Here is a 26,904-nt window from a genome sequence, read left to right on the forward strand (position 1 = left end):
TTGAATATGTCATTTACAACAGAAAGGGGATTTTCAAGTTGAGAAAATTTCTGGGTTTATTGGTAATCAGCACATTTCTGGTTCTCGCAGCATGCGGGGGCAGTGGTGATGCTTCAGGCAATAAAGAAAGAGAAACAGTAACAATTGGCTATTTTCCTAACCTAAATCACGCACCGGCCATGGTTGCAAAACAAAAGGAAATGTATCAGGATCACCTTGGGGAAAATGTCACTGTCGAATACCAGACATTTCCTGACGGCTCTACGTTTATGAAAGCCCTCGCAGCCGGTGAAATTCAAGGGGGACTCGTCGGACCGGGGCCGGCCATAAACAGTTTCATCTCCGGTGTCGACGTACAGATCATCGGGGCATCATCAACTGGAGGCACGGTTATCGTATCCCGTGACGGAAGCGGCATTAAATCATGGGAAGATGTTGAAGGAAAAACGTTCATCTCACCGCGTGTCGGATGCACACACGATGTTCAGTTCGAAACATATATGAAAGAAAAAGGCATCACTTCTGAACGAATCGGTGGGTCGATGAAGCACGTAACCGGTGAACCTGCACGATACCAGTCCTTATTTGAAAAAGGTGATGTGGATGTCGCCACAGCACCAGAACCATGGGCATCTGTCATGGAAGCAAAAGTGGACGCCAACGTCGTCATCCCAACCAGTGACGTTTCATTTGGAGAAACGCTGCCTGCAGCAGTCATGGTCACATCGGATGTCATGATTGAGAATAACAGTGAACAGGTGCAAAAGTTAGTTGATGCCCATAAGAAAGCCGTTCAATATATTAACGATAACCCTAACGAAGCCATCGATATTACCATCGAAGGTATCGCTGATATTACGGATCAGCAGCTGAAGAAAAGCGTTATGGAAAATGCCTGGGAGCGTACCAACTTCACGTATGAAGTTGATGCAGACGTCATACAGGAATTCGGCAATTCATCTCATGATCTCCAATTCCTGAAAGAGAAGCCTGATTTTGAAGGGTTTGTGAATAAAAGTTTTATTCAATAGGATAGAGATTAAGCTTTCGAAATGTTACCCCAAAACACGGTGTTCCTGAAAATGGACACCGTGTTTTTTTTACCTGCCTGCGAATCCGGAGGCCTCCTTTTTCAAATACTCCAGTGTTTAACCGCTAGCGCAGATGCCTAACGAATCTGACCTCACCGATAGATAAGATCAGCATCGTTTACATACTAATCCTTCAGGGTTTTTCTCAATTTTGCGATTTGAACAGGATCTAACTCTGTCAACTTCGCAATCTGCTCATCGGCATAGTTTTCACGTATTAATTTCCGAACAAATTGTTTTAGCGCATCTTTTCTGCCTTCCTTCTTCCCTTCTTCCCTGCCCTCTTGCCGCAATTCAGCAAAAATCTCTTCCAATGTTTGCGATGAATTCGTTCTCTCCGTCTGCATTCTTTGGACAACCTCCTTTCCCATATATGGAATAATATCGTTTTTCAATTGCTCGGTTAAATTTTTCGGAACTTGGAGTAAATAATCAATGAAGTAAAATAGAGCTGATAGATAGGTGCGGGTATCTTCTTGTTGATTGGAGAACTTTTGTAATAATTGAATCATAAGTTTTCGCTTAAAAACATAGCGTGCAACTGAATCATTTTTGGTGTTGCTGGCATAAATACCTGCAATAACAGCATGTGCGAAAGGATTGGATGCCTGTTCCAGTTTAGTTATACTCTGATCTTTAAAACGATATACTTTGTATGTGTAATCAACCTTGGTATCATGTTTTTCCAGAGGGCATCATAATCCGGGATCTTTAAATTGTAATCAGTCGGCTTTTCAAGCATGATTTCATTTGCCACCATTTTACCACATCCTTTACATTAACTCCATAATCCAAGTATAAACGAACTCACATTCGAAATCAACTAAGATGTAAAACTTATCAAATACACAAAAATGAGCGGCGGTTTAAAAATCATAGCTTATTTTATTTAAGGCCTCTAGTGTCCAGACTGCTGTCACTGTCTTAGGTGAAAGGTAGTTCAGCATCCAGTACAATTTTAGCAACTATCCGATTCAAGTGTATTTGTCCTTTGTGAACAACAGATGCCCGCTTGTAAATGCGTGTACCTAATGAAATAATATAACACTCAAAACACGGTGATCACAAAAGTAAGCACCGTGTTTTTAATGAATAGTTTCAATGTAGAATTAGCTCATCTATTTTTCTTTGCGCTATTACCTGCTAACATCCGTTCCATGGTTTTGCAGAAACTGCTCAACTTCCACTGCTGTAAATTGATTATGATCTCCGTATACCATATGCTTGAGAACCCCTGAAGCCGTACCGAATTCAACAGTCTCTGCGGGATCCATTTCTGTCAGCATACCATGCAGAACACCTGCCGCGAATGCATCTCCGCCGCCTATACGGTCTAGTATTTCAAACGAGTAATTCCCCGAAGAGACTAACTGGCTATTTTGGTACACAAAACCTTGAAGCTTATTTTGTGTCGCCGAAATGGCCTGGCGGTCTGTCGATGCAAATACAGATATACCATATTTATCGGCATAGTTTTCATAAAAAGCCGCCAATCTTTGGTCACTGAATGTTTGAGGTCCTTCTTCCCCAAGAAGGTAAACGAAATCTTTATACCCGGCAAAACAAATGTCAACATATGGTAAAATATTCAGAATTGTCCTTTTAGCTTCCTCAATACTCAAAAGTTTACTGCGGAAATTAAAATCAAAGCTTACTTTGACACCGGATTCTTTTGCGGCTTTTACAGCCTCCAGCGTCAAATTTTTGAGTTCGTTGCTAAGGGCCGGTGTTATACCGGTAATATGCAGCAAATCTATATCCTGATAAATGGATTTCCAGTCAAGTCCAATACCCGGAAGATGATGGATAGCTGAGTGATCCCTGTCATAAATCACTTTCGCCTGTTTTAGCGAATAACCTTCCTCGTAATAATATGTTCCGAGTCGCCCGCCTTGTCGAAAAATCCAAGCAGTATCTACACCGCAGCCTGCAAGATGAGAAGCCGCAGCATCTCCAATATCATTTGAAGGGAAAGCAGACAGAAAGCTGGCATGATGTCCGAACTTGCTCAGTGACATGGCCACATTTGCCTCAGCTCCCCCGTAATAAGCTTTAAATTCAGTGGCTTGGTTCAGACGTCCATTGTTTTTTGGAGTAAGGCGCAGCATCAGCTCACCTATTGTCACAACTTTTCCCATGCCATCATCCCTTTGCCGCCAGATTCTGAAAACTCTCTGCCAATGTCGTAACCTCACCATAATTGCCTGTTTTAGCTGGTTTGGTTATTTCGCCGCCAACTCCCAACATAACTGCTCCTGCCTCCAGCCAATCATTAGCATTCCCAAGCGTGATGCCGCCAGTTGGCATAATGTTAATATGCGGCAGCGGTCCTTTGACGTTTTTGATAAACGAAGGATCAAAATTGCTCCCCGGAAATAGCTTAACTACAGAAGTACCAAATTCAGCTGCATGAAGCATTTCATTTACTGTCATGCAACCCGGCAAATATGGTATGCCATAGCGATTGCACAGTTTTGCTGTTTCTTCACTAAAACCTGGGCTAACAATGAAACGAGCACCGGAAAGAATAGCAATACGTGCCGTTTCACTGTCCAAGACTGTTCCGGCACCGATTGTGGCATCCTCATATGTTTCAGCCAGCGATGCCAATAAGCCTCGAGCACCGGGGACTGTGAACGTAACTTCCAGTGTTTTTACGCCGCCGTCAACACATGCTTTAGCGGTCTTCTCAGCCATGGCGCTACTTTCTCCCCGAATGACAACAGCCAATTTATGCTCGATCATCGTGCTTAAAATTTTATAAACCTGCATTTAAACCCCTCCTATACACCTGAATATGATGAGAATCCGCCATCAACCGGCACAACGATACCATTTACAAAGCTTGAAGACTTGTGATCCACAAGCCACAGCAATGTTCCGACCAGTTCTTCCGGCTCACCGAACCTTTCCATCGGTGTCTGTGAAAGGATTTTATTTGCCCGTTCGCTTAATTCGCCGTCTTCTCTGATCATCAAATCCCTGTTCTGTTCAGTCAAGAAAAAACCGGGAGCCATCGCATTGACACGGATGCCCGCTTTGGAAAAATGAACGGCCAACCACTGTGTGAAATTACTGATGGCTGCTTTTGCCCCGCTGTAAGCAGGAATCTTGGTCAGCGGTGTGTAGGCATTCATTGATGAAATATTGATGATTGTGCTTTCATTCTGATGTGTCATATCCCGGGCAAAAACCTGAGTCGGGAGCAATGTCCCCAGAAAATTCAAATTAAATAGGTCACTCACCCCATCCTGTTCCAAATCAAAAAATGACTGCAATGACGCATCATTTACATCTGATACATCAAAGTATTCTTTGGATGTCGTTGCTTTGGGATTATTTCCACCTGCCCCGTTAATTAAGATGGAACAGCGTCCAAAATTTTTCTTTACATCCGCATGAACATCCTCCAGAGCTTTTTTATCGAGAACATCCACACTGTATCCAATCGCCTCGCCGCCATCTGATTTTATATCCTGGATAACAGCGTCGATTTTATCTTTGGTTCGTGCCAGTACGGCCACTTTTGCACCCGCTTTTGCCAGTGCTGCCGCGAAAACAGATCCCAGTACACCGCTACCTCCTGTCACAACAGCTACTTTATCGTTTAAATCAATTTGAAACGGTAATTCCATATCAATTCTCCTAACGATTATTTAAAGTATCCAGTACACCATTTAAATACATTGCACCCAGCGCACGGTCATATAAACCGTATCCCGGTCTGCCTTCTTCGCCCCAGATCATACGGCCATGATCAGGTCTCACTGGTCCGGCAAAACCGGATTCATGCAATTTTTTCAAAACAGCAGATAAATTTAGTGAACCATCTCCTGCAAGATGTGATGTTTCTTGGAACGAATGCTTTCCAAACCACTTAACATTCCGGGCATGTACAAAATGGATGCGACCTTTTGCGGCCTCAATAATCCCCGGCAGATCATTTTCTGGATCAGACCCGAATGAACCGGTACAGAATGTAAGTCCATTATTAAGGCTGTCGACTTTCCGGAGAATATATGAGACATTCTCTTTATTCGTTACAACTCGTGGAAGCCCAAAGATTGACCACGGCGGATCATCCGGATGAACAGCCATCAATATACCTTCTTCTTCAGCCACTGGAATAATCTCTTCCAGAAAATAAATCAGGTTATTCATCAAAGTTTCTTCGGTTATTGACTGATAGCGATCAATAATCCGGCGCAAATCATCAGTCTGATAGGACAGATCCCATCCGGGAAGCGTCAGTTCGCCACTTAACGGATCAATATCTTTAATTCTTTCATCATCGTATGTCAGTGAATGGGACCCGTCCGGCAATGCCGCATCAAGTTCAGATCTGGTCCAGTCAAAAACCGGCATAAAATTATAACACACTGTCTTTACACCGGCTTTTGAAAGATTCCTTAATGTCTCTTTATAATTGGCAATCCACTTATTTTTGGACTCAAGCCCCATTTTAATATCTTCGTGTACCGGCACACTTTCAATAACATTCAATTTCAGCCCATGATGCTCGATAGCTTGTTTCAGTTCCATGATTTTATCGTAAGGCCAAACTTCGCCGGCCGGAATATCATAAATTGCTGAAACGATACCGGTCATACCCGGAATTTGCTGAATATGCTCCAATGTTACAGGATCATCATGACCATACCAGCGAAAACTCATTTCCATTTATAATCCTCCCTGCATCTATAGATTAAAATACCGTTTTGCATTGTTATAGCAAATGTCTTGTACATATTGATCAAGCAATTTCATATCGTTTGGCGCCTTTCCTTCTTCAACCCATTTTCCAAGCAGATTACACAGGATTCTCCGGAAATATTCATGACGCGGAAATGAAAGAAAACTTCTTGAATCAGTCAGCATTCCGATAAAATTACTGATCAGACCAACATTTGCCAGTACACTCATCTGGTGTTCCATACCTTCTATCTGATCATTAAACCACCAAGCTGTTCCGAATTGAATTTTACCCGGTATTTCGTCATTCTGGAAATTCCCGGCCATCGATGCAAGCACATAGTAATCTTTCTGATTCAAACTGTATAATACTGTTTTCGGAAGCTTTTCTTTCTGTTCCAAGGCATCCAGGAAGTGGCCAAGCGGTACAGCAAGCTCACGATCCCCTATTGAATCAAAGCCGCTGTCAGGACCGAGCTTATTGAACATCCTTGTATTATTGTTTCTTAGCGGCCCCATATGAAGCTGCATAACCCACTCCTTATCCGCATACATTTCGCCAAGCGACATCAACGTGTACGTTTTAAATTTATCGATTTCTTTTTGGGTTAATTCCCTATCTTGCAGGCGTTTCTCAAAAACATCACAGACCTCCTCAAATGAAGCAGATTCATAGAACATAACATTAATGCCGTGATCTGAGCTACGACAGCCATGCTTATCAAAATAAGCGACCCGCTTTTCCAGTACCGTAAGAAAATCATCATAATGTTCAATTGATACATCGGCAGCCTGTTCCAACTTTTTCAGCCATACATTGAAATCGTTATTTTCTAATTGAAGGGCCTTGTCAGGACGGAATGAAGGGGAAACTTGCACACCAAAGTCTTCTTTCTGAAGTGCAGCATGTGTTTCAAGACTATCGGTCGGATCATCCGTTGTCCCAACAAATTCAACATTTTTCTGTTTCAGCAATGATCGGGCTGACATTTCCGGTGTATTCAGCTGCCGATTCACATCTTCCCAAATCATCGGAGCTGTCTCTTCATTCAATAGTGTGTCAATATCGAAATAACGTTTAAGTTCCATATGTGTCCAATGATATAGCGGATTACCAATCATTTTCGGAACTGTTTCAGCCCACGCCAGAAACTTTTCATAATCAGATTTATCTCCCGTTATATACTCTTCACTAATGGCATTAGCACGCATCGCCCGCCATTTGTAATGGTCACCGGAAAGCCAAACCTTTGAAATATTTTCAAACGTCTTGTCCTCTGCGATTTCCTCCGGCACTAGATGATTGTGGTAATCAATAATCGGCATGTGCTTTGCTGTATTATGGTAAAGCTGCTGTGCCGTTTCGTTAAAAAGTAAAAAGTTACTATCAATTAATGGTTTCATAGATGGATCAAACCTTTCATGAATAATGTTAACAAATTAATTTGTCCCCTAAACAAACTATCTAATTCTATCATATATGTAAGCGCTTTGCATTTCAAGGTGATTTTTAAAAAAATAGAGATGTTCTAAATTTAAAACCATTTCTGGTTGCACCTTACACAAGATTGTAGGATACTGCAGATAAGAGAATTTCTTTAGGGAGGCAACAAATTGGTTATAGGCGACGGTGCATACATCAAAAAAATCAATAGAAGTCTGATTCTGCAAAAAATCATTGAACATCAACAAATCTCACGCGCAAACTTATCAAAGATCACAGGGTTAAACAAAGCGACTATCTCAGTTCAAGTATCGGATTTGCTGGATGAAGATCTGATTTATGAGACACGACCAGAACACAATTCGGTCGGCAGGCGACCAATCCTGCTCTCCATCAATCAAACTGCCGGCTATCTGCTTGGCGTTGACTTTGATTACAAAAATATTCAATTTACCGTGGCGGATTTAATCGGTAACTTTGTAGAGAACAATACCATAAATTTTGATACAGAAGATTACAATGAAGCCACATCATTATTAAAGGAACAAATACAAAGTTATCAAACAAAGTACGCATTTTCTCGCTATGGTCTTATCAGCTGTGTTATCGGCATACACGGAACAGTTGGCAAAGATGAAGAAATTAACTTCATTCCAAAATACCAGTGGAGCAAAGTGAATCTTAAAAAAGATCTTCAAAATGAACTTGATATCCATTTAATTATCGAAAATAACGCAAACCTTTCTGCGTTTGCAGAGAAAGTCTTTCACCACCCCCATAACCACAACCAAAGTTCACATCTATTGTCTATTATGCTATCTTCAGGAATAGGTGCTGGCAGAATGATCGATTGGGACATGGACAAAGGGTGTCACGGCTATACTGGAGAAATGGGGCATATGATTATTTCGCCATTCGGACCAAGATGTAAATGCGGCAATAATGGCTGTTGGGAACTTTATGCGTCAGAACCGATTCTATTTAATAAGCTATCTGAACAACTTAATAAACCGCACATAACACACAGGGATATAAAACAGCTGATTAACAAAAAAGATCCCGTTACTCATGAATTGTTTCATGAATATATTTTCTATGTAGCAATCGGATTAAATAATGTCATTAATCTCTATAACCCCGGTACGGTTGTGCTGAATAGCCGAGTTTTAAAGGCGTATCCAAATGCGATTCAAAAAATCAAAGAAAACATGACATCAAATGTAAGCCAATACGACAACATTGTATTATCAGAATTAGGCAGAAAAGCCTGTGTGATTGGTGCATGTGCACTTGGAATTCAACATTTCCTTGGTGTATCAGAGCTATTTTTGTCGCATCATAAATGATCCTGGTATGAATATCCCGAAGTTTTTCCATCGTTGTATGGAAAATAACACTTGGTTTATAAAATGACTATAGGATAATCTCAATACATGCATTGTAGCAGCCTTGTTTTACAAGGCTGCTACTTTTTCTTTATTTACCCTTTATAATTAAAATCAGATATTTCATTCCAGCGATCGCGCATTAGATGTGCAGCAGATTTTGGCTTACGATCACGGGTAAAGAGACCTTTCTTATTTCCTTGAACCCGCATAGTACCCTGACTCGTGTTGAAATCAGCAAAATTCCAAATATGCTCTCCAACAAAATTTTCAAATTCATCAAACACCTCATGATTTGCCTTTAAATATTCGGACTGATATTCTTCTGTAAACATAACAGGCTCTATATCATGCAGACCAGCGACAGTATCAGCACCATACTCAGTCATAATAACTGGTTTATCAGGACAACGTTCTTTCCATCCTTCAAGTTCTTCGCGCAGTTTCACTTTTGCAACATCAAGATCACCACCATGTACATACCAGCCATAATAGCGATTCAGAGCAAGCACATCAACGAAGTCTCCAACCTGGCAATTTTCAGGCGTAGACCACATATGCGTAACAATAGTAACCGGCCGGTTTTGTGGATCGCACTCTTTAGTCATCTCAACCAACGGCTTAAAGTATTTAGTAGCACCCTCTTCTTCAGCTGCTGGCTCGTTAGCTACTGACCACATCACAACAGATGGGTGATTCTTATCACGTGCAACTAGTTCTTTCATAACATCCCGATGATGTTCATACGTCTGAATGTGCTCCCAGGTATTACGGAATGCTCTAGGTCCAAATAAAGTGGCAGCAAAATTCAGATGCACCCCCACCGCTGGTGACTCATCAATGACAACGATCCCTTCTTTGTCGGCAAGGCGCATAATTTCTTCTGAGTATGGATAATGCGCCGTACGGAACGAATTTGCACCAATCCATTTCATCAGGTTAAAGTCAGTAATATTAAGTGTTTCATCAAAGCCTCGTCCATGAATTGGGGAGTCTTCATGCTTACCAAACCCTTTAAAATAGAACGGTTCTCCATTGATTAAAAACTTACCATTTTCTACACAGACAGTCCGTACGCCAAATGGTTGCTCATAAACATCAACAAACTTATCACCATCATACAGTTCAACTTTCAAGGAATACAGATAAGCATTCATAGGTTGCCAAAGCTTAACATCTGGAATGGTCACACTCGATTCAGCCCCTTTAGCCTCAGCAACTTGTTTACCTGCTTCATCGATAACTGTAGCTTTAACCGTCATGCCGTCACCTTCCACATCAGTCTTATAATAGACATTTCCGGTTGAACCATCATAATCGGTCAGTACCGTTATATCTGAAACATAGCGGTGTGGTGTTGTATAAATTTTCACCGGACGATGCAATCCAGCATAATTGAAAAAGTCAAAATTCGGAGTGTTTTTCACGCATTTCCCAAGCCCATCAATTTCTTCCTCCACATAGTTTCCAACAGGCAGCGTCGTTTCATCAACAATGTTATTAACAGCAACAGTCACCCTATTTTTTCCTTCGGCTAGCTTACTGTTAATTTCTGCTTCGAACGGAGTAAAACCGCCTTTATGTTCAACTACCAGTTCACCATTCACATATACCTTGGCATAATGGGTGGCAGAACCGAATCGTAGCACAATCCGTTCATTCCTTAAATAGGCAGGCAACGAAAATTCGCGTTCATACCATACCCACCCGACATGATCGCGGATTTCTGATAATACTCCAGCATCATTATATGAAGCCGGAACAGCCATGCTCATTGTATCCGTCAATTTTGATGCATACCATTCTTCATCAAATCCATTACCATTATCCAGTTTAAAATTCCAGATTCCGTTTAAATCTAATACTCCTCTAGTATCAGTTGTTATTGGGTAAAGCATGTTATCATCTCCTGTAAATTTTTTTATTTAATTTCCATTACCTACTTTATCGTTGGATGAATTTTCATCTTTAACACTTTTCATGCTATATATATTTTCTTGAACTTCATTCATTTTGGTACTATGAAGCTCGTAAAATTTCATTGCTATGAGTGAAATGACCCAACCAATTATCGGGATACCGAACATCAGGAATAATGTCACCATCAATAGTGGTGTTGTCAACGGATCCCCTAATTGGGGAAACTCATTTTCATAACCAATCATTGCTACGACCAGCCCTACAATTAACGGTGCAGCAGATGACATGACTTTATCAATAAAGGAAAAGATAGTACCGATCATTCCCGGAACATACCTTCCAGTTTCACTTGTCTCATAATCTGCAACATCGGCAACCATTGGAACCACAATTGATGGTGTCAACTGTTCAATACCTCTTAGTAAAAAGTACCCAATCAAAAAGATCACTGTTGTCAATCCCATATTTTCAAGGGATATCGTTTTGGCATCAATTATTAGAAAATAGACAAACAGAAAGGCTGCCGAACTCACCCCTATCCAGGTCGCTTTAACTAAAGCATTTTTCAATCCATTTTTAGTCGCAATTCTGACTCCTAGAAAAGTAATAATAACACTCGGTATAATGGTGATTAGCGAAACCGTACCACTAAGTTCATAGTTACCCATCATAATACCAAAAAACATAATATAAACAGCTGGCTGTCTCAATACCATCGTAGCAATTTTATCTGTGGATGCTGCAATTACCAACATCTGCAATGGCCTGTTTCCTTTTAAGATTGGCCAATAATCACGAAATCTTGTATTAACAGTTGCATTGGCCAATCCAAAATATTCTTTCCGGTCCTTTTCCCAGATTGCAATTACAGCCAAAATTGTAAAAATACCTGATAAAACAATTGCATACGTATTTAATTCAGTGAACAGCGACATTGTGAAATCACCATGTTTCTCAACAAGGTATGAAGCTACAATAACTTGTCCGCCAGTAAAGATGCCAATATTATAAAGCGTATCAAAAATACTGTACAGTGGGCGCTGTTTCGGGTTATTGGTTAGGACAGTCTGCGCAGCTTTTGTACAGGCAGTTTGAAAGGTGTAACCAATAATATAAACTACATACATTAATATAAAAAACGGGAGCTGTAGACTTTGAGGCAATAAATGTGTAAAGTTATACATAATTAACACAGATCCTGCCAAAATGATATTACCCAGAACCATCAAGGGTCTGAACTTTCCGAACTTGGACTCCGTTTTATCAATAACAAATCCGATAATCGGATCGGTGATCGCATCAAATACGCGGCTGCCGCCAATTACAAAACTGGCTGCAACAACAGCTACTCCTGCGACACCTGTGACATAATAAGAAACAAACCCTATAATAAACAAATACAAATTGGTTGCGCTATTATTTAGGGTAAATAACCCTACTTGCCATAATCTGGCCGAATTATAATCAAGTTCACCTGCCATCGTCTTATCTCGCATCCTTTCTCCCTCCCCAATCGACTCCTATTTCGCATGAAAGCGATTTAGTAAATAACAATTAAGTTAAATTGGTTTGGCATACAAACCAATTACATTCTTAACTATGTCATCGTTTCATATTTTCCATGCCACAGCGATCAATTTATTCACTTCTTCTTTCGAATACTTATAGTGATCACCATAAACTAAAAATTCTGAGCCATGCCAAATTGAAATATGTTATTTGCAGCACTATTGGCTAATGTTCCATTAAGTATATGCCTGTTGCAAATGTATCGACGCTACCGAAGTGTTAATATTTCAAATAAAGAACCTTTATTCCACTGTACTGCTGGCTTCCTTAAATAATAATGTGAAATCCTTGTATTCGACAAAACAGATATCAACGAAAGAATCTCCAAGAAAAGTTCTTTTGTTACATCTGGAGACTAGGGCTTACTCCGAAAGTCACAATAAAACCGATAGTCATTCCAAGCTGTTTGCTTGTTTCACCGCTCAACGTAAACGTTTTCAATTTGTGAACATTATCATGTATAATGTAATAGCTAATCTTACGATTTCTGTCAAATAGAACCTTGCTTCAATAGGGATATCGTTATACGTTTTATGATATTATTCTCCTTATTCAAAACGATTAGACTAGAAAATAAAGAAGTCATCTACCTAATAATTTAAATTCTTTAAAAATCCCTCCTTTAATATTATTTTGTTTGGCAAACAAACTAAATAACCAATCTAGATACTAGTATAATTGTAAGCGTTTAATCATTCAAGTGTTTTTATAAAGAATTTAAAAGTTTCCAGTTTCTTTATACAAAATGCTATAACATACGTATCTCTATTGATCAATAATTCTTCAAACACTAAAGTATGACACTATTTCCTTTTTCGACAGCTATGATAATTCCGACACTTATTCGCGCCGCGGCAAACATGCAAAAAACCATACCACTAGCGACCCTCGTTTCCCTGGTGATTACTGATTAGTCTGCAAACTGACCTCACCGAACTGAAGTTGACTATGTCTATTATGATAACAATGCCAATAGTTCTGCGATTTCCCAAAATATATTAAAAAACAAGCGGCAGTCTAAAACAACTGCCGCTTGTTTTTTTATTGTAGTCGTTATTACCACGATTCCGTAACCGTTTTTGGCGCAAGGAAATTCAACAGATAATCCGGTCCGCCCGCTTTGGCGTCTGTTCCGGACATCTTGAATCCGCCGAATGGCTGGTAACCGACAATTGAGCCTGTGCATCCGCGATTGAAGTATAGATTGCCAACTTCAAATTCATGGCGGGCACGGTTCAAATGATCACGGTTCTTAGAAATGACCGCACCAGTCAATGCATAGTCTGTGTTGTTGGCGATATCCAATAACTCATCGAAATCTTTTGCTTTGGAAAAGCCGACAACAGGGCCGAAGATTTCTTCCTGCATAATACGTCCTTCAGGATCCATGTCCTTAAAGATAGTCGGATGGATATGATAACCTTTGGAATCATCAGCTTCTCCGCCGTAAGCAAGTTCGCCTTCTTTTTTGCCGATTTCAATATAATCTTTAATTTTATCAAATTGTTTCTGGTTGACAACGCCGCCCATTGGTACATCTTCTTCACCGGGGTTGCCGACCGTATAAGCTTTTGCTTTTTCCACGGCTTTTTCAAGCACTTCATCATAGACGTCCTGATGTACAATGGCGCGTGAACATGCGGAACATTTTTGTCCCTGGAAGCCGAATGCTGAGTCAACAATCGATTTGGCAGCAAGATCAAGATCTGCTTCATTGTCGACAATGATCGTATCTTTACCGCCCATTTCAGCAACAACACGTTTCAAGTGCGTTTGCCCTTCCTGTACAACAGACGCACGGTTGTAAATGCGTTTACCCGTTCCAACTGAACCGGTGAAATTAATGAAATGTGTGTCTTTATGATCGACCAGATAGTCACCAATTTCTGCAGGATCCCCCGGAAGGAAGTTGACAACACCTTTTGGCAGGCCGGCTTCTTCCAGGATTTCAACCATTTTATATGCAATAACCGGTGTGTTTTCAGATGGCTTCATCAATACGGGATTACCCGCTACAATAGGGCCCACAGTAGTACCGGTGACAATGGCAAACGCAAAGTTCCATGGCGGAATCGCTACACCGGGACCGAGCGGCTGGTAGAAAAACGTGTTATTCTCACCTGGACGGTCGTTGATTTCCCGGCCTTGTCCAAGACGGATCATTTGACGGCCGTAGTATTCCATAAAGTCAATGCCTTCTGCTGTATCTGCGTCAGATTGTCCCCATGGCTTGTTCGCTTCATAGGACATCCATGCAGAAATCTCATGCTTGCGGCGGCGTGCGATAGCTGCTGCTTTGAACAGTACTTCGGCCCGCTCTTCAGGGGTCCATTTTTTCCATACTTTAAAAGCTTCTTTTGCCGCTTTCATGGCTTGTTCAACATGTTCTTTAGTCGCCATTGAAGCATTTCCGATTACTTGTTCTTTATTGGCCGGATTGACTGAGACAAGCTTATCGTCGGTATACACTTTTTCTCCGCCAATAACCAGCGGATAATCCTGGCCAAGCTCACTCTCCACTTTTCTGAGAGCGGCTTCATAATCAGCACGATTTTGTTTATCAGTAAAATCAGTGAATGGTTCGTGTTTATACGGTAATACCACGTTACAACCTCCTTAAAATGAACTAGTAAATCCATATTCAAGTTTACTATAAAAGGATACACAAACGCAATTAGACGAATTCTATCACCTGTGGCACTTGATAGTATAACGATCTATAACAAACTAAAGGCGTTATTTGCTTTAGAGAATAACGGGAAATATCGACAATTTGAAAATATCCCAGCAGAAAAACGGATAATTTGATAAAATGAAAGAGGATACAACATCAAATCATATCAAAAAGGAGAATCCCAATATTCATGGGCTGGTTTTTTAAAAAAAAGCAAAAAGATCCTGACCCTATTTTTCAGGAAGTAGGCCAGATAAAACAACAGTCAGCAGTAACGGAAAAAAAGCTTGAAAACATTGAGCAACAACTGCAAAAATTAACCAGACTTCAATACAAAACAGGGAAAACCACAGAAGACAAACTTGATAGCGTGACCACAATACTCGATAAACAGCGAACCAGTATGGCAGACAATTCTTCTGAAAAACACGTAATCGAAAACGTAATCAGCCAAATCGATGATATGGACATTGTGTATAACCGCCTATCCAATGATTCACAATGGTCCGGGCTACTGGGACAGTGGATTGGGGCATTAATACAGACACTTGAGGTTATTGGCATACATGAAATTATCCATGAAGGCGAAATCTTTGACCCGACACGTGCTGAAGCCGTTGAATCAGTCCCGATGGAAAACCATCAGCTTCAGCCATATGAAATCACCATGGTACATAAACGCGGGTTTGCCTGGAAAAGTGGCCGTATCATCCGCAAAGCACATGTAACAACAGTAAAGGAGGATAAACAATGACAAAAACATCTGATCAATCTTTTCGTCCCATTATCGGTATTGACCTGGGTACGACCAACTCGGCCGCTGCTTATATTTACAAACAGAAACCAACGATTATTCCGATGAAAAACGAACGGGCGATGATCCCATCTGTTGTTTTGCGTGACCCGGATGGGAATGTCACTGTCGGGGAAGATGCCAGAAGTGCCCTGGTCGCTATGCCTGATTATACGAAAGCAGCTGTAAAGCGGGATATGGGAGAAGACAAAACCATTTCACTCGGAGATAAATCCTATACACCCGAAGAGATTTCCGCCATGATTGTGAAAGAAATAAAACACAAAGCTGACCAGCAACTCGGTGAAGGTGAAAAAGAAGCGGTCATTACCGTTCCTGCATATTTCACCAACCAACAGCGCCAAGCAACGAAACAAGCAGGAGAACTGGCCGGCTTTACCGTCGAGCGGATTATCAACGAACCTACAGCTGCCGCACTCGCATATGGCATGCACCACATGAAGAATAATAGTCATATTCTCGTGTATGATCTTGGCGGCGGTACATTTGACGTATCTGTCGTTGAACTCATGGATGGAATTCTTGAGGTAAAAGCATCTGCCGGCAATCACCAGTTAGGCGGTGAAGACTTTGATTGGCGGCTTGTCGACTGGTTTGCAGAGAAAATTATGGATGAACATCAAATAGACCCACGGGATGACATTCGGGCAAGAGCGCGCTTAAAAGAAGAGGCCGAAAAGGTCAAAAAACAGTTATCGTTCAAGGAAACGGTTGATGTTTCCATCCCTGTTGCCACTGTTAGCGGCAATAAGCCAATCGGCCTTGATGTTACGCTCACACGTGATCAATTTGTAAGTTTGATAGAGCCTTTATTGCTCGAGACAAAGGATAAACTCAAACAGGTTCTTAACGATGCAGATCTAAAAAATGAAGCTATTGATGACGTCATTTTAGTTGGCGGGTCCACCAGAATCCCACATATTCATCAGCTCGTAACGGACTTTTTCGGAAAAGCACCACACGCTGACGTGAATCCGGACGAAGCTGTCGCATTGGGGGCCTCTGTGCAAGCCGGTATTAAATCCGGGGCACTTGCAAACAGTAACCTGATTATCACCGATGTAGCACCTTTTTCCATGGGTATTGCTGTGCTGGATTCGACTCGGAGCGCCATGAAACCAGGAAAGTTTCACACGATTATCCCGCGTAACACCACGATTCCTGTTACGCGCACCGAAACTTACGTGACATCATTCAACAATCAGACGGCTGTCAATATTGAAATCTACCAGGGTGAAAATGATTGGGTTAAAGATAACTATTTTCTGAATGAATTTTTACTCGAAGGACTCCCGCCTAAACCTGCAGGGAATGAAGCCGTTGATGTCACATTCCGTTATAACCTGAATGGCATTCTCGAGGTTACCGCCAAGAATACATCATCCGGAAATGAAATGACTGTAACCATTGAGGATGCCATTGACCGGAGCTCCGATGATGCATTTCAGGACAGCCTTGCCAAAATCGAAGCAGCTTATGAACCGGATGAAGAAGAAATGGATCAGCAACTTGACTTATTTGGATGGAATGAAAATGATGTTGCGGCAGAAAACGAATCGCATGATGATTTGCTGCAGGAAGCGGGCGATTGGAAAGAACGTTTTCAGGAGGCGCTCAATGAAAATGGCGATAATGTTACATTAAAAGATGCTATAGAAAATTTGCAAGCTGCCATACAGTCAAATGATCCTAAAACGTTAAACGAAACAGTTGAGCATGCGATTGACCTGGCGATTGAATTAGAGCTTTAAGGAGGGAAAAGTCACATGTCCAGTGATGAACAAAGCTATTATAAAATTCTGGGGACCACGGCTAACATCAGTCAGCGGCGCGTTAAGGAAAAATATGTTGAAGCTGTCAAGAAACATCCTCCCGAAACAGACCCCGAACAGTTTGAAAAAATCCGGCAAGCATATGAGACACTTAAGGATCCCGTTAAACGTAAACAATATGACATATCGCGAAAATATGGCGGAAAAATCGAAAAAATGTTGGATCAAGCATCCAGCTATGTCTTTAAGGAAAACTATAAAAAGGCTGCACAAATTTATGATGATGTTTTACAACTAAATCCGGATAACTTTGCGGCACAGACCGGTCTAATGTTCACTTCGATTTCTCTTAATAACCTTGATAAAGCTTATCAAATGCTGGAAGATTCTCTGGCATCGTCTGTTTTTGAAGAAGAAGAGATGTTCACACCTTCAATGGTTTATGCAACATTCGGCAGAATGCTCATTGAACAGGACTATCTAAATGAAGCTGTTGAGTTCCTTGAACAAGGACTTGACCGTTTTTCCGATGACGTGCAAAAGCTAACAGAGGCGTTAGTTGTTGCCTATATGTTAACGGAAGATGATGAACGGGCTGTTCAAACTGCTGAACAAAACCTGCCGACGGAGAATGATCAGTCTATTGACGATCTGGATTCTTATATTGTATGGATTTTTATCATCTTACAAACGGATAGCTGGTCAAAACTGTCAAAAGTACAATCCCGCTTCCGCAAATATTTGAAAAACCTGCAGGACGAGGAAGAACGAGAAGAAGCGTTTTATGTACTCACAGCCGAGTATGAGGAAATGTATGACCAGAGGCGATACCGTCATGCAGACGTTTTCCTTGACTTTGCAAAACTGGTCACGCCGGAATTTGAAGACATCAAAGATGAATTGAAAGAAATTAAACGGTTAGCCCGTGTGGAGAAAGAATTCCAGCGATTACTAAAGGACGATTCAATCTTCCCAATGGTCCTTTATTATACCGTTCATTTGTATTTTGATGACAAAAGTCACCCATTTGTTATGGAAATAGAGGAACAGTTCACAAAAGATATCATAGATGAGTTTGAAGAAGAAACGGAATATTTCGCGGCAGGTATTTTAAAATTACAGAAAAGTTACCCGGCTATATATGCTCAGTTCAAGCCTGAATGGGATGACATGTATAGGGATTTAACGAAGGATTTCAACCGTGACATGAAACGGGGACTAAAGAAACTGATGTGATGTGCCTGTATGAACATAAGCGAAAATGCCAGCAATAGGCGCATTCTATGATTTACCATTTTTTCACCCAAGGAAACCAGTCAGCAGCCGGTTTCCTTTGTTTTTATTAATTGTAGAACAAAGGTTCTTGAAACGCAAGAGCTAATTGATGAAGAGTGAGAAAATTTTATACTTTTCTATCATCTTAGAAAAACTCGGCATTCGCCTCGTCTTATAGCGAATGCCGAAGTTTTCATGATAGATGGTGGCTACGAGAGGCGTAGCGATGTTCGTTTCTTATGGGGGCTTCCATAATCTGTCCTTTCTGACGTTATAAAAAACCGGTCACGTCACCTAAGTGAAATGACCGGTTCCCCGTATAGCAGCTATTCCGTCACCATCTGCAATTCAACCGGAATAAACTCATCGACAGATTCACCACTGACAACCGAACCTGCTGCATCGATGGCTTTTTCACCGATTAATGTCGGCTGTTGAGCAATTGTGGCATCCAATGTTCCCTCTTCAACAGCTGCAACAGCATCATCTGTTGCATCAAATCCGACTACTGTAACGTTTTCCAGCATGCCATTGGATTGAAGTGCCTCCACTGCCCCAAGTGCCATTTCGTCATTGTGGGCGAATACGGCATCAATCTGGTCAGTACTTTGAATAATGTTTTCCATAACGTTCAAACCCTCTGAGCGGTTAAAGTTCGCCGATTGCTGAGCAATAACTTCAAGACCGTCGATTTCATCAACAATATTATGGAAACCTTTTCCTCTTTCTCTGGTAGCAGAAGCCCCGGGAACACCCTGCAATTCAACTAACTTTCCACTTTCATTTAGTTGCTCTGCAATAAATTCACCAGCCATCTCACCGCCTATCACGTTATCAGAGGCGATGTGACTTACAACATCGCCGCCTTCCGCACTGCGGTCAACTGTAATGACAGGAACATCCTGAGAGTTGGCAGATTCAATTGCAGTGACGACAGCTTCGGAGTCAACAGGATTCACCAATAAAACATCAATATCTTGCTGCAATAAATCTTCAATATCACTTAATTGTGTTGATGCATCATCCTGAGCGTCGGTTACAACAATTTCATAACCGGCTTCTTCTGCTGCAGCTTCAGCACCGTCACGCAATGTCACAAAGAACGGATTATTTAATGTAGAGACGGACAAACCAATTTTCACTGAATCATCTGAAGACCCTTCAGAACTTTCCCCGCCTTCATCAGATGAACCGGGACTTTCGGTTGAACAAGCACTTACAACTAAAAGTAATACTGCCAAAACCCCTAACCTTTTCAACCACTTAGCCATGTGAAACTCCTCCTTGAATTTATTTATTGGATTTTCTATCTAGTAAGACCGCGAGCAGAATGACGCCGCCTTTAACAATCTGTTGATAAAACGATGACACATTCATGAGATTCAAACCATTGTCGATAACCCCGATTATCAGAGCCCCGATCAATGTTCCGGTAATCCGGCCGCGTCCTCCCATAAGGCTGGTACCGCCGATAACAACCGCCGCAATGGCATCCAGTTCAAACATTTCACCGGCAGTCGGCTGTGCTGAATTTAACCGGCTGGTAAGGATCATGCCAGCCAGAACCGATAGCATACCGGTCAGGGAATACACCCATATTTTGACACGGTCTGCCTTGATTCCCGACAAAACCGACACTTCCTCATTACCGCCAACAGCATAAACCTGACGGCCGAATACTGTCTTATTGAGAACAAAAAATAGAATCAGAAATACAACCAGCATCAAAATCGCTGGAAAAGGAACACCAAAAACATAACCTCCGCCAATCATCTCGAATGCGAAACTATCAGACAGCCCTGTGATAGGCATACCATCTGTATAAACCAGTGTCGCCCCACGATAAATCGTCATCGTTGCAAGTGTTGCAATAAATGGCGCCACTTTCCCTTTTGTAATAATCAGACCGTTTATAGCACCAAGACCAAACCCAATTAACAGCCCAAGCAGTACAGCTAGCAGCGGATCCATTTCACTTGTTAACAATCCTGCTGTAAGGGCACTTCCCAAGGCGAGCAAAGATCCGACTGACAAATCAATGCCCGCTGTCAAAATAACAAACGTCATCCCGAATGCAATCAGAGCGTTAACGGAAATCTGACGGAGCAGATTAAAAATATTATCAAGTGTAAAAAAGGCATCACTCATAAAACCGAGAAAAATAACCATAATAATAAGTCCGATCAGCGGGCCCAGTTTAGAAAAATCTTTAAATAAGCTTTCCTTCCAACTCAATCTATTCACCTCCTGCAGCTGCTGTCATAATTTTTTCCTGGTCGGCTTCATCCTGGTCAAGTATGTTCGCTATTCTTCCTTCATGAATAACCATAATCCGGTCACTTACGCCCAAAACTTCCGGCAATTCCGAGGAAACCATGACGATAGCAACGCCATTTTTGGTTAATTCATTCATGATATTATAAATTTCTTTCTTGGCGCCGACATCAACACCTCTTGTGGGCTCATCCAAAATAAGCAATTTCGGCTCAATCCCGAGCCATTTGGCAATCACCACTTTTTGCTGATTACCGCCGCTTAAGGATTTTGTTTCCTGATTTGCACCAGTTGCTTTAACTGTCAGCCGGTCCATTAATTCAGCAATTAATCGATGTTCTTTGTTAGCCAAGATAATCCCGTTGCTGGAAATCGACCCCATATTCGTCAGCGCAATGTTGTCGCCAATAGAAAAATCAGTGAGCAATCCTTTTGATTTCCGGTCTTCCGTAATAAAACCGATGCCAGCTTTAATCGCATCTGACGGATGTTTAATAGCTAATTCCTTTCCATTTAAACGGATATTGCCGTGTTGTTTTGTGGCATAACCGAAAATCGTTTCCATAATTTCTGAACGTCCGGCTCCCATTAACCCAGCTACGCCGAGAATCTCACCTTCTTTCACTGAAAAGCTGACATCCTCAAACAGCCCTTTTCCGGCCAGGTTCTCCACCTCAAAAATGACATCGCCACCTGAGTGATCGCGTTCTGGAAAGCGTCCGCCCAGTTCACGGCCGACCATCATTCTGACTATGGCATCGAAGTCAACGTCCGTAACGTTTTCTGTTCCGATATACTGACCGTCCCGCAATACGGTAATACGGTCACAAATCCGAAATATTTCTTCCATCCGATGTGAAATATAAATAACCGCAACATTTTGTTTTTTCAGTGATTCCACTACCTCAAAGAGGCTTTCGATTTCACGGTCGGTCAGGGCGGCAGTCGGCTCATCCATCACAATCAACTCAGCATTTGTTGATACCGCTCTGGCAATTTCAATCATCTGTTGCTTGCCGACGGACAATTCTCCGGCAATATCGTCGGGGGAAATATTGGATACGCCCAGCATTTCCAGATTTATTTTGCACTGTCTTCTCATTTTTCCCGTATTCAAAATACCGGTTTTGCCATAAGTGATATTATTGCCGAGAAACATATTTTCCGTAACCGTCAGATGCGGAATGATATTCAATTCCTGGTGAATAACCATAATGCCCTGTTGCTCAGCATCTTTGGGATGCGTGAAATGGACTTCTTTTCCATTTATTTTGACAGTGCCGTCATCTCGTTTATGGATTCCGGTCAGGACTTTAATTAACGTCGATTTTCCGGCACCGTTTTCCCCGACGAGGGCGTGAACCTCGCCCTTGTTGATCGAAAAATTCACATTTTTCAGCACCTGGTTACCTGAAAAGGATTTACTGATACCCTCCATTTCCGCAAATGGTATTTGTGTCATGATTTCACCTCCCCTTATGCTAGAAAAAAACACCTGATTTTAAAATGACATTAGCAAATGGTGTTGCTTCTCCGGTGCGGATAACGGCCTTTGCATTACTGATATCATGTTTTACGCTTTCATGTGTCAAATATGTTGTCGGTATCCCGTCATAATCAGTTATCAGCTGATTATATAAAGTCAGATTCGATGTTTTTATTTCCTCTGCCAATATCATTTCTTCAACCGCCATATGATTCGTAACAGCTTTAAGTACGGAGAGAAAATCCGGTGTGCCAACCGTCAGCGCCAAATCAATCGTCATAGTTCCATCCGGAATGGGAAGCCCGCAATCTGCAATTACCAGCGTATCGGTATGCCCCATTCTTGCAAGTACAGAGGCGATGTCACGATTAAGGATTCCTGTTTTCTTCATTCAATCATTTTCCTTCCTGCAAAAATCGCTGAACGTCCTGTTTAGATGGCATCCCGGACTGTGCACCAAGCTTTGACACCGACAAAGCAGCGGCTGCATTTGCCATAGTGACCGCGTCCGGCAGGTTCGTACCGCCGGCAAGTTCTCCAGCCAACGCGCCGTTAAACGTATCACCGGCACCTGTTGTATCGGTTACCTGTACACAATGCCCGCCAATAACATTTTCTGCCCCATTCTCAACAAACGTCACGCCTTTACCACCGCGTGTCACAATCATTTTTTGACGGATAGACTCATACATTGGATATTCTTTCATAGATGCCAGTTCAATTTCATTAGGTGTCATGTAGGCCGTTTTTTTCAGGACACTTTCCGGCAGTGGTTGAAATGGCGCAGGATTAAGTATAACTTGCACATCGCTTGCTTCAGCGATTTTCACAGTGCTCACAATCGTCTCCATCGGTACTTCGAGCTGCATCAGAATAATGTCACTTTCTTCTATTAACTCACGTTGTTTCGCCACAAGTTCGGGCGTCACATGATTATTGGCACCAGGTGCAACAATAATACGATTATCATTTTCGGACAGGATAATGGTTGCTGTCCCGGTTGAAACATCAGCGATTGTTTCAATGGATTCCGTCCGAATACCTTCATTGGCAAGATTTTGACGCAGTTTTTGTCCAAAAGCATCCTCACCGACAGCCCCGATGACGTTCACATCAGCTCCCATGCGGGCTGCCGCAACTGCCTGGTTCGCTCCCTTGCCGCCGGGATTAGTGAAAAACTTATCGCCGAGGACTGTCTCACCTTGCATCGGCATTTTATTGGTTGTTACATTCAAGTCCATATTAATGCTCCCGATAATACAGACTTTCGGTTTAGCGCTCATAAGGTCCTCCATTCTTAAAGTTGATTCCCGCTCGATTAGCCGAACGTTAAACTCCTCTCTCATCACAGACTGATACCGTGTGCTGATATGTTCAATCAAAATTTCGGCAGCTTTTGTTCCAATGTCGTAAATAGGCTGAGCCATCGTTGTCAACGCGGGGGTGACTGTTTCACTCATGGAAATCCCATCAAAGCCAATTACCGCAAGATCTTCCGGGACGTTTATGTCCAGTGAAGCTGCAGCATTCAGAACGCCAGCTCCCATCAAATCATTGCCGGCAAAAATACCATCAATTTTAGGATTCTTAGTTAATAGATTCACAGCGGCTTCACGAGCTTTTTCAAAATTATAGGCCCCTGATAACACATAACTGCTGTCAAACCATTTTTCATGTTTTATTTCATCCAAAAAGCCTCGCATGCGGTATACAGCGTTATCGACATGTTCCGGTCCGGCAATATGGGCAATTCGGCTGCAACCAACTGACTTCAAATATTTTACTGCTTTTCTGGCGCCATCCCGATTATTGACCGTCACGGAGGAAACCTCGGGACTGATAATTCGATCAAGTGCGACAATCGGTGTTTGAATATTTTTTAGATAGTCTTCCGTAAGTGAACTTGAAACAATAATAAAGCCATCAACAGACTTTTGCTGCAATGCACTCAAGTATCCCATTTTTTTATCGATATCGTTATCCGTATTACAGAGAACAAAGGTATATCCATGCTGATTTGTCACATCTTCTATAGCACGGGCAAGCTCAGGAAAAAAAGGGTTCGTAATATCCGGCACAAGCAGCGCAATCATTTTCGAACGACCTTTAAATAAACTGCGTGCCACATCATTCGGAAAATAATTCAATTGTTCAATCGCTTCATTGACACGCCATTTAGTTTCTTCATTCACATAGCCGTTGCTGTTAATGACCCGGGAAACCGTTGCCGTTGAAACTTTCGCGAATTCAGCCACATCACGAATAGTCGCCATATATTAAACCCTTTCTAACGTATGATTTTTTGTTGTGTAACGGGTTACATACCAAATAAAGATAAAAGCAATTTCTGTGTAACCCGTTACACACTATCATAAAGCGGTTACAAACTAATGTCAATAGGCCATATAAAAATCCATTCGAGAGCAAAGGCGCAAGCGAAATGAGAATCCGCCGAAGATGAAATACCCAAACCGAACGGATCCTCCCTTCCGCTAAATGGACACAAATCACCCTATTTAATGTTGTGATGAATCCTTATTCCGCTATTTGGACAAAAACGGAGTGCAACTGAGGCTAAGAAGGCAAATAGCGGAATCCAGATCCGCTAACGTGTTGGAAAGGCTTTAATGGACGCAAATGACGGAATGAGGATCCGCCCAAGCTGGATGATTCCCCATTCAAAATTACAATGCCTTAACCATCCCGCCATCCACCAGAAGTGATTGACCGGTAATGTATGTATTGGCTTGTGAGCAAAGAAACACAGCAGTCCGGGCAAATTCTTCCGGTTCTCCGTAACGGCCGATCGGGATTTTGCGTTTGGCCTTCTCCTTGACCGCCTCAACCGGAATATCAAGTTTTTCGGACTGGACCGAGTCAAGATGATCAACACGGTCAGTGCCTATCCTCCCTGGGCCGATTGTGTTGATTAGAATATTATCGCCCGCAAGTTCCTGTGACATACTTTTAGCAAAACCGGTAATACCAGCTCTGAACGTGTTCGACAAAATCAGGCCATCAATTGGCTGCTTAATGGATGAAGAAGCGAAATTTAAAATGTGTCCCCCGCCTTGCTCTCTCATATAAGGCAGGACTTCCCGGGTCGCACGGATGAAACTTAGCAGATTCAGCTCAAAGGCATGCTGCCAGGCATCATCATCAACATCGTCGAACGAGCCTGCCGGGGGACCGCCGGCATTATTCACTAACACATCAATTGTTCCGTGTTCACTGACCACTTTAGCAATAAGTTGTTTGATCGAATCATAGTTTTTAATATCACCAACACTGTATGCGACATTAGAGTTACCTGTCGTTTGCCGTATTTCTGCTGCTGTTTTTTTCAGTGTGTCTTCATCGCGGCTGGCCAAAAACACCCGTGCCCCTTCCGCAGCAAATTGGCTGGCGGTTGCTTTTCCCAGCCCTTTGCTGGAAGCCAATACAATAACAGATTTATCTTTCAAACCAAGATCCATTCGGATACCTCCTTATTATGCCTGTTCAGAATTATAGATTACCAGGAATACTCTCCGACGTAACATATTAATATAAATCCTGATCACTTTTACAAATAATACCAATAACAACCATCACCGAGCTCTCGTTTACACTCTCCCTTGTATCGCAAATATTCAAGGTGAGCAAGCGTTTCACCGACCGCAAAGCGCATCTCATGAACCGTAAGCTCTTTTTGAAATAACTTTTTGCAAACGTCATAGACAGAGTTACCTTGGCCAATCGATGCCATTGTCTGCTCCAACCGCTTGTCATGGTGCCATTCTATTTCCGCAATTCGGTCATTCGCCCCGTGAAACGGATCACCATGTGAAGGAACTACGAAATCCGCATCAAGTCTTTTTATGTGATCCAATGATTCCAAATACCGTGCCAATGGATTGGGGTCACCATGAAACCAATATGAAATATTCGGTGTTATCTTAGGCAAAATATGATCTGTTGAAAGCAAGATATTTGTCTCTCTGTTGTAAAATGTGACTAGTCCATCCGAATGGCCCGGTGTTGCAAACACCTCATAGTCATACTTGCCAATCGGAATGATGTCGCCATCCTCTAAAAAATAATCCACTTTCGGATATGGCGTTACAATCGGAACAAATTCCTTCGTATTATTCAGCATTTTTTCAGCCTGCAATTCCGGAATACCTGCCAGCAAATAGTTATGTGAAAGGTCGTCCAAAAACTGCTGATCCCAAGCGTTTAAAGCAGCGTTATAATCTTTTCCAGACATGTAAACGCGCGCATTGTGTTCTACCTGTAGCCCGCCGGCATAACCAAAATGGTCCGGATGATAATGCGTGACAATAATATCGGTAACGTTCTTTTCATATAATTCGGTTTCCCACCGCTTGACTGTCTGGTCGTTATGTAAGCCGGCGTCTATCACAGTCCAGCCATTCTCACCCTCTGCCAAAAAGCAATTCACATGATCAAGCCGGAATGGAAGATCAAGCGTCACACGTTTCAAGCCGTATTCTTCCAGCATCCCT

22 protein-coding genes are annotated in these 26,904 nt (G+C 42.0%); 5 read left to right on the top strand and 17 right to left on the bottom strand.

The window, feature by feature from the left end:
- The first annotated feature begins 38 nt into the window (after positions 1-38).
- A complete protein-coding gene (locus tag IEW67_RS03875) occupies positions 39-1,031 on the top strand; it encodes an ABC transporter substrate-binding protein (RefSeq protein WP_188631742.1) in 993 nt (330 codons plus the stop codon).
- A gap of 185 nt (positions 1,032-1,216) precedes the next feature.
- On the opposite strand, the gene IEW67_RS03880 is transcribed toward IEW67_RS03875, so the two are convergent.
- The 7 genes from IEW67_RS03880 to uxaC form a co-directional block, all read right to left on the bottom strand.
- Positions 1,217-1,603 carry an RpnC/YadD family protein gene (locus IEW67_RS03880; protein ID WP_188631743.1) on the bottom strand — a complete coding sequence of 129 codons (387 nt, stop codon included), beginning with the start codon at positions 1,601-1,603 and terminating at the stop codon, positions 1,217-1,219.
- Between the two features lie 110 nt (positions 1,604-1,713).
- Positions 1,714-1,851 (bottom strand): hypothetical protein, encoded by a 138-nt coding sequence (locus tag IEW67_RS03885; protein ID WP_188631744.1) that lies wholly within the window; start codon positions 1,849-1,851, stop codon positions 1,714-1,716.
- Between the two features lie 376 nt (positions 1,852-2,227).
- Positions 2,228-3,229, bottom strand: a complete 1,002-nt coding sequence (locus IEW67_RS03890) for a sugar kinase (protein WP_188631745.1) — start codon at positions 3,227-3,229, stop codon at positions 2,228-2,230.
- Between the two features lie 4 nt (positions 3,230-3,233).
- Entirely contained in the window at positions 3,234-3,863 is a 630-nt protein-coding gene (locus IEW67_RS03895) for a bifunctional 2-keto-4-hydroxyglutarate aldolase/2-keto-3-deoxy-6-phosphogluconate aldolase (protein WP_188631746.1), read from the bottom strand.
- Between the two features lie 11 nt (positions 3,864-3,874).
- Positions 3,875-4,726, bottom strand: coding sequence for an SDR family oxidoreductase (locus tag IEW67_RS03900; RefSeq protein ID WP_188631747.1), 852 nt, complete (start codon positions 4,724-4,726; stop codon positions 3,875-3,877).
- A 10-nt stretch (positions 4,727-4,736) separates the two neighbouring features.
- Positions 4,737-5,771 carry a mannonate dehydratase gene (gene uxuA / locus IEW67_RS03905; RefSeq protein WP_188631748.1) on the bottom strand — a complete coding sequence of 345 codons (1,035 nt, stop codon included), beginning with the start codon at positions 5,769-5,771 and terminating at the stop codon, positions 4,737-4,739.
- A gap of 18 nt (positions 5,772-5,789) precedes the next feature.
- The gene (uxaC, locus tag IEW67_RS03910) at positions 5,790-7,187 is read right to left on the bottom strand and encodes a glucuronate isomerase (protein ID WP_188631749.1); all 1,398 of its coding nucleotides are present in this window, start codon (positions 7,185-7,187) and stop codon (positions 5,790-5,792) included.
- Positions 7,188-7,397: 210 nt separating this feature from the next.
- Here uxaC and IEW67_RS03915 point away from each other — a divergent pair, with 210 nt between their 5' ends.
- Entirely contained in the window at positions 7,398-8,573 is a 1,176-nt protein-coding gene (locus IEW67_RS03915; protein WP_188631750.1) for an ROK family transcriptional regulator, read from the top strand.
- Positions 8,574-8,707: 134 nt separating this feature from the next.
- Here the strand turns inward: IEW67_RS03915 and uidA are convergent, their stop codons facing one another.
- The 3 genes from uidA to pruA form a co-directional block, all read right to left on the bottom strand.
- Positions 8,708-10,510, bottom strand: a complete 1,803-nt coding sequence (uidA, locus tag IEW67_RS03920; RefSeq protein WP_188631751.1) for a beta-glucuronidase — start codon at positions 10,508-10,510, stop codon at positions 8,708-8,710.
- A gap of 27 nt (positions 10,511-10,537) precedes the next feature.
- Positions 10,538-12,028, bottom strand: coding sequence for an MFS transporter (locus IEW67_RS03925; RefSeq protein ID WP_229671665.1), 1,491 nt, complete (start codon positions 12,026-12,028; stop codon positions 10,538-10,540).
- A 1,129-nt stretch (positions 12,029-13,157) separates the two neighbouring features.
- Positions 13,158-14,705, bottom strand: coding sequence for an L-glutamate gamma-semialdehyde dehydrogenase (pruA, locus tag IEW67_RS03930; RefSeq protein ID WP_188631752.1), 1,548 nt, complete (start codon positions 14,703-14,705; stop codon positions 13,158-13,160).
- A gap of 260 nt (positions 14,706-14,965) precedes the next feature.
- On the opposite strand from pruA, the gene IEW67_RS03935 reads away from it, so the two are divergent.
- From IEW67_RS03935 to IEW67_RS03945, 3 genes are read left to right on the top strand one after another with little or no spacing between them, the layout of a single operon-like run.
- Complete coding sequence (locus IEW67_RS03935; protein WP_188631753.1) at positions 14,966-15,529, top strand: nucleotide exchange factor GrpE; 564 nt, start codon at positions 14,966-14,968, stop codon at positions 15,527-15,529.
- The gene (locus tag IEW67_RS03940; RefSeq protein ID WP_188631754.1) at positions 15,526-17,340 is read left to right on the top strand and encodes an Hsp70 family protein; all 1,815 of its coding nucleotides are present in this window, start codon (positions 15,526-15,528) and stop codon (positions 17,338-17,340) included. The genes IEW67_RS03935 and IEW67_RS03940 overlap by 4 nt, the downstream gene beginning before the upstream one ends.
- Before the next feature lie 15 nt (positions 17,341-17,355).
- Positions 17,356-18,597, top strand: coding sequence for a J domain-containing protein (locus IEW67_RS03945; RefSeq protein ID WP_188631755.1), 1,242 nt, complete (start codon positions 17,356-17,358; stop codon positions 18,595-18,597).
- 365 nt (positions 18,598-18,962) lie between these two features.
- On the opposite strand, the gene rbsB is transcribed toward IEW67_RS03945, so the two are convergent.
- The 7 genes from rbsB to IEW67_RS03985 all read right to left on the bottom strand — a co-directional run bounded on the left by rbsB (position 18,963) and on the right by IEW67_RS03985 (position 26,900).
- The gene (rbsB, locus tag IEW67_RS03950) at positions 18,963-19,907 is read right to left on the bottom strand and encodes a ribose ABC transporter substrate-binding protein RbsB (protein WP_188631756.1); all 945 of its coding nucleotides are present in this window, start codon (positions 19,905-19,907) and stop codon (positions 18,963-18,965) included.
- A gap of 19 nt (positions 19,908-19,926) precedes the next feature.
- Positions 19,927-20,871 (bottom strand): ABC transporter permease subunit, encoded by a 945-nt coding sequence (locus IEW67_RS03955; RefSeq protein WP_188631757.1) that lies wholly within the window; start codon positions 20,869-20,871, stop codon positions 19,927-19,929.
- Between the two features lies 1 nt (position 20,872).
- Positions 20,873-22,372, bottom strand: a complete 1,500-nt coding sequence (locus IEW67_RS03960) for a sugar ABC transporter ATP-binding protein (protein ID WP_188631758.1) — start codon at positions 22,370-22,372, stop codon at positions 20,873-20,875.
- A gap of 19 nt (positions 22,373-22,391) precedes the next feature.
- A complete protein-coding gene (gene rbsD, locus IEW67_RS03965) occupies positions 22,392-22,787 on the bottom strand; it encodes a D-ribose pyranase (RefSeq protein WP_188631759.1) in 396 nt (131 codons plus the stop codon).
- 4 nt (positions 22,788-22,791) lie between these two features.
- Positions 22,792-24,669: a ribokinase gene (gene rbsK, locus IEW67_RS18395; RefSeq protein ID WP_308430703.1), complete on the bottom strand. Its 1,878-nt coding sequence runs from the start codon at positions 24,667-24,669 to the stop codon at positions 22,792-22,794.
- 411 nt (positions 24,670-25,080) lie between these two features.
- Entirely contained in the window at positions 25,081-25,872 is a 792-nt protein-coding gene (locus IEW67_RS03980; RefSeq protein WP_188631760.1) for an SDR family oxidoreductase, read from the bottom strand.
- An 89-nt stretch (positions 25,873-25,961) separates the two neighbouring features.
- Positions 25,962-26,900 (bottom strand): MBL fold metallo-hydrolase, encoded by a 939-nt coding sequence (locus IEW67_RS03985; protein ID WP_188631761.1) that lies wholly within the window; start codon positions 26,898-26,900, stop codon positions 25,962-25,964.
- Positions 26,901-26,904: the final 4 nt, after the last annotated feature.

The organism is Lentibacillus kapialis, from assembly GCF_014646635.1.
GTDB classification, from domain to species: domain Bacteria; phylum Bacillota; class Bacilli; order Bacillales; family Amphibacillaceae; genus Lentibacillus; species Lentibacillus kapialis.

Coding starts and splice junctions, on each gene's coding strand:
- rbsD (WP_188631759.1), bottom strand. CDS start 22,787: ATGAAGAAAACAGGAATCCTTAATCGTGACATCGCCTCTGTACTTGCA.
- IEW67_RS03900 (WP_188631747.1), bottom strand. CDS start 4,726: ATGGAATTACCGTTTCAAATTGATTTAAACGATAAAGTAGCTGTTGTG.
- IEW67_RS03880 (WP_188631743.1), bottom strand. CDS start 1,603: ATGATTCAATTATTACAAAAGTTCTCCAATCAACAAGAAGATACCCGC.
- IEW67_RS03890 (WP_188631745.1), bottom strand. CDS start 3,229: ATGGGAAAAGTTGTGACAATAGGTGAGCTGATGCTGCGCCTTACTCCA.
- rbsK (WP_308430703.1), bottom strand. CDS start 24,669: ATGGCGACTATTCGTGATGTGGCTGAATTCGCGAAAGTTTCAACGGCA.
- IEW67_RS03945 (WP_188631755.1), top strand. CDS start 17,356: ATGTCCAGTGATGAACAAAGCTATTATAAAATTCTGGGGACCACGGCT.
- uxaC (WP_188631749.1), bottom strand. CDS start 7,187: ATGAAACCATTAATTGATAGTAACTTTTTACTTTTTAACGAAACGGCA.
- IEW67_RS03885 (WP_188631744.1), bottom strand. CDS start 1,851: ATGGTGGCAAATGAAATCATGCTTGAAAAGCCGACTGATTACAATTTA.
- rbsB (WP_188631756.1), bottom strand. CDS start 19,907: ATGGCTAAGTGGTTGAAAAGGTTAGGGGTTTTGGCAGTATTACTTTTA.
- IEW67_RS03925 (WP_229671665.1), bottom strand. CDS start 12,028: ATGCGAGATAAGACGATGGCAGGTGAACTTGATTATAATTCGGCCAGA.
- IEW67_RS03980 (WP_188631760.1), bottom strand. CDS start 25,872: ATGGATCTTGGTTTGAAAGATAAATCTGTTATTGTATTGGCTTCCAGC.
- uidA (WP_188631751.1), bottom strand. CDS start 10,510: ATGCTTTACCCAATAACAACTGATACTAGAGGAGTATTAGATTTAAAC.
- uxuA (WP_188631748.1), bottom strand. CDS start 5,771: ATGGAAATGAGTTTTCGCTGGTATGGTCATGATGATCCTGTAACATTG.
- IEW67_RS03960 (WP_188631758.1), bottom strand. CDS start 22,372: ATGACACAAATACCATTTGCGGAAATGGAGGGTATCAGTAAATCCTTT.
- IEW67_RS03895 (WP_188631746.1), bottom strand. CDS start 3,863: ATGCAGGTTTATAAAATTTTAAGCACGATGATCGAGCATAAATTGGCT.
- IEW67_RS03940 (WP_188631754.1), top strand. CDS start 15,526: ATGACAAAAACATCTGATCAATCTTTTCGTCCCATTATCGGTATTGAC.
- IEW67_RS03935 (WP_188631753.1), top strand. CDS start 14,966: ATGGGCTGGTTTTTTAAAAAAAAGCAAAAAGATCCTGACCCTATTTTT.
- IEW67_RS03985 (WP_188631761.1), bottom strand. CDS start 26,900: ATGCTGGAAGAATACGGCTTGAAACGTGTGACGCTTGATCTTCCATTC.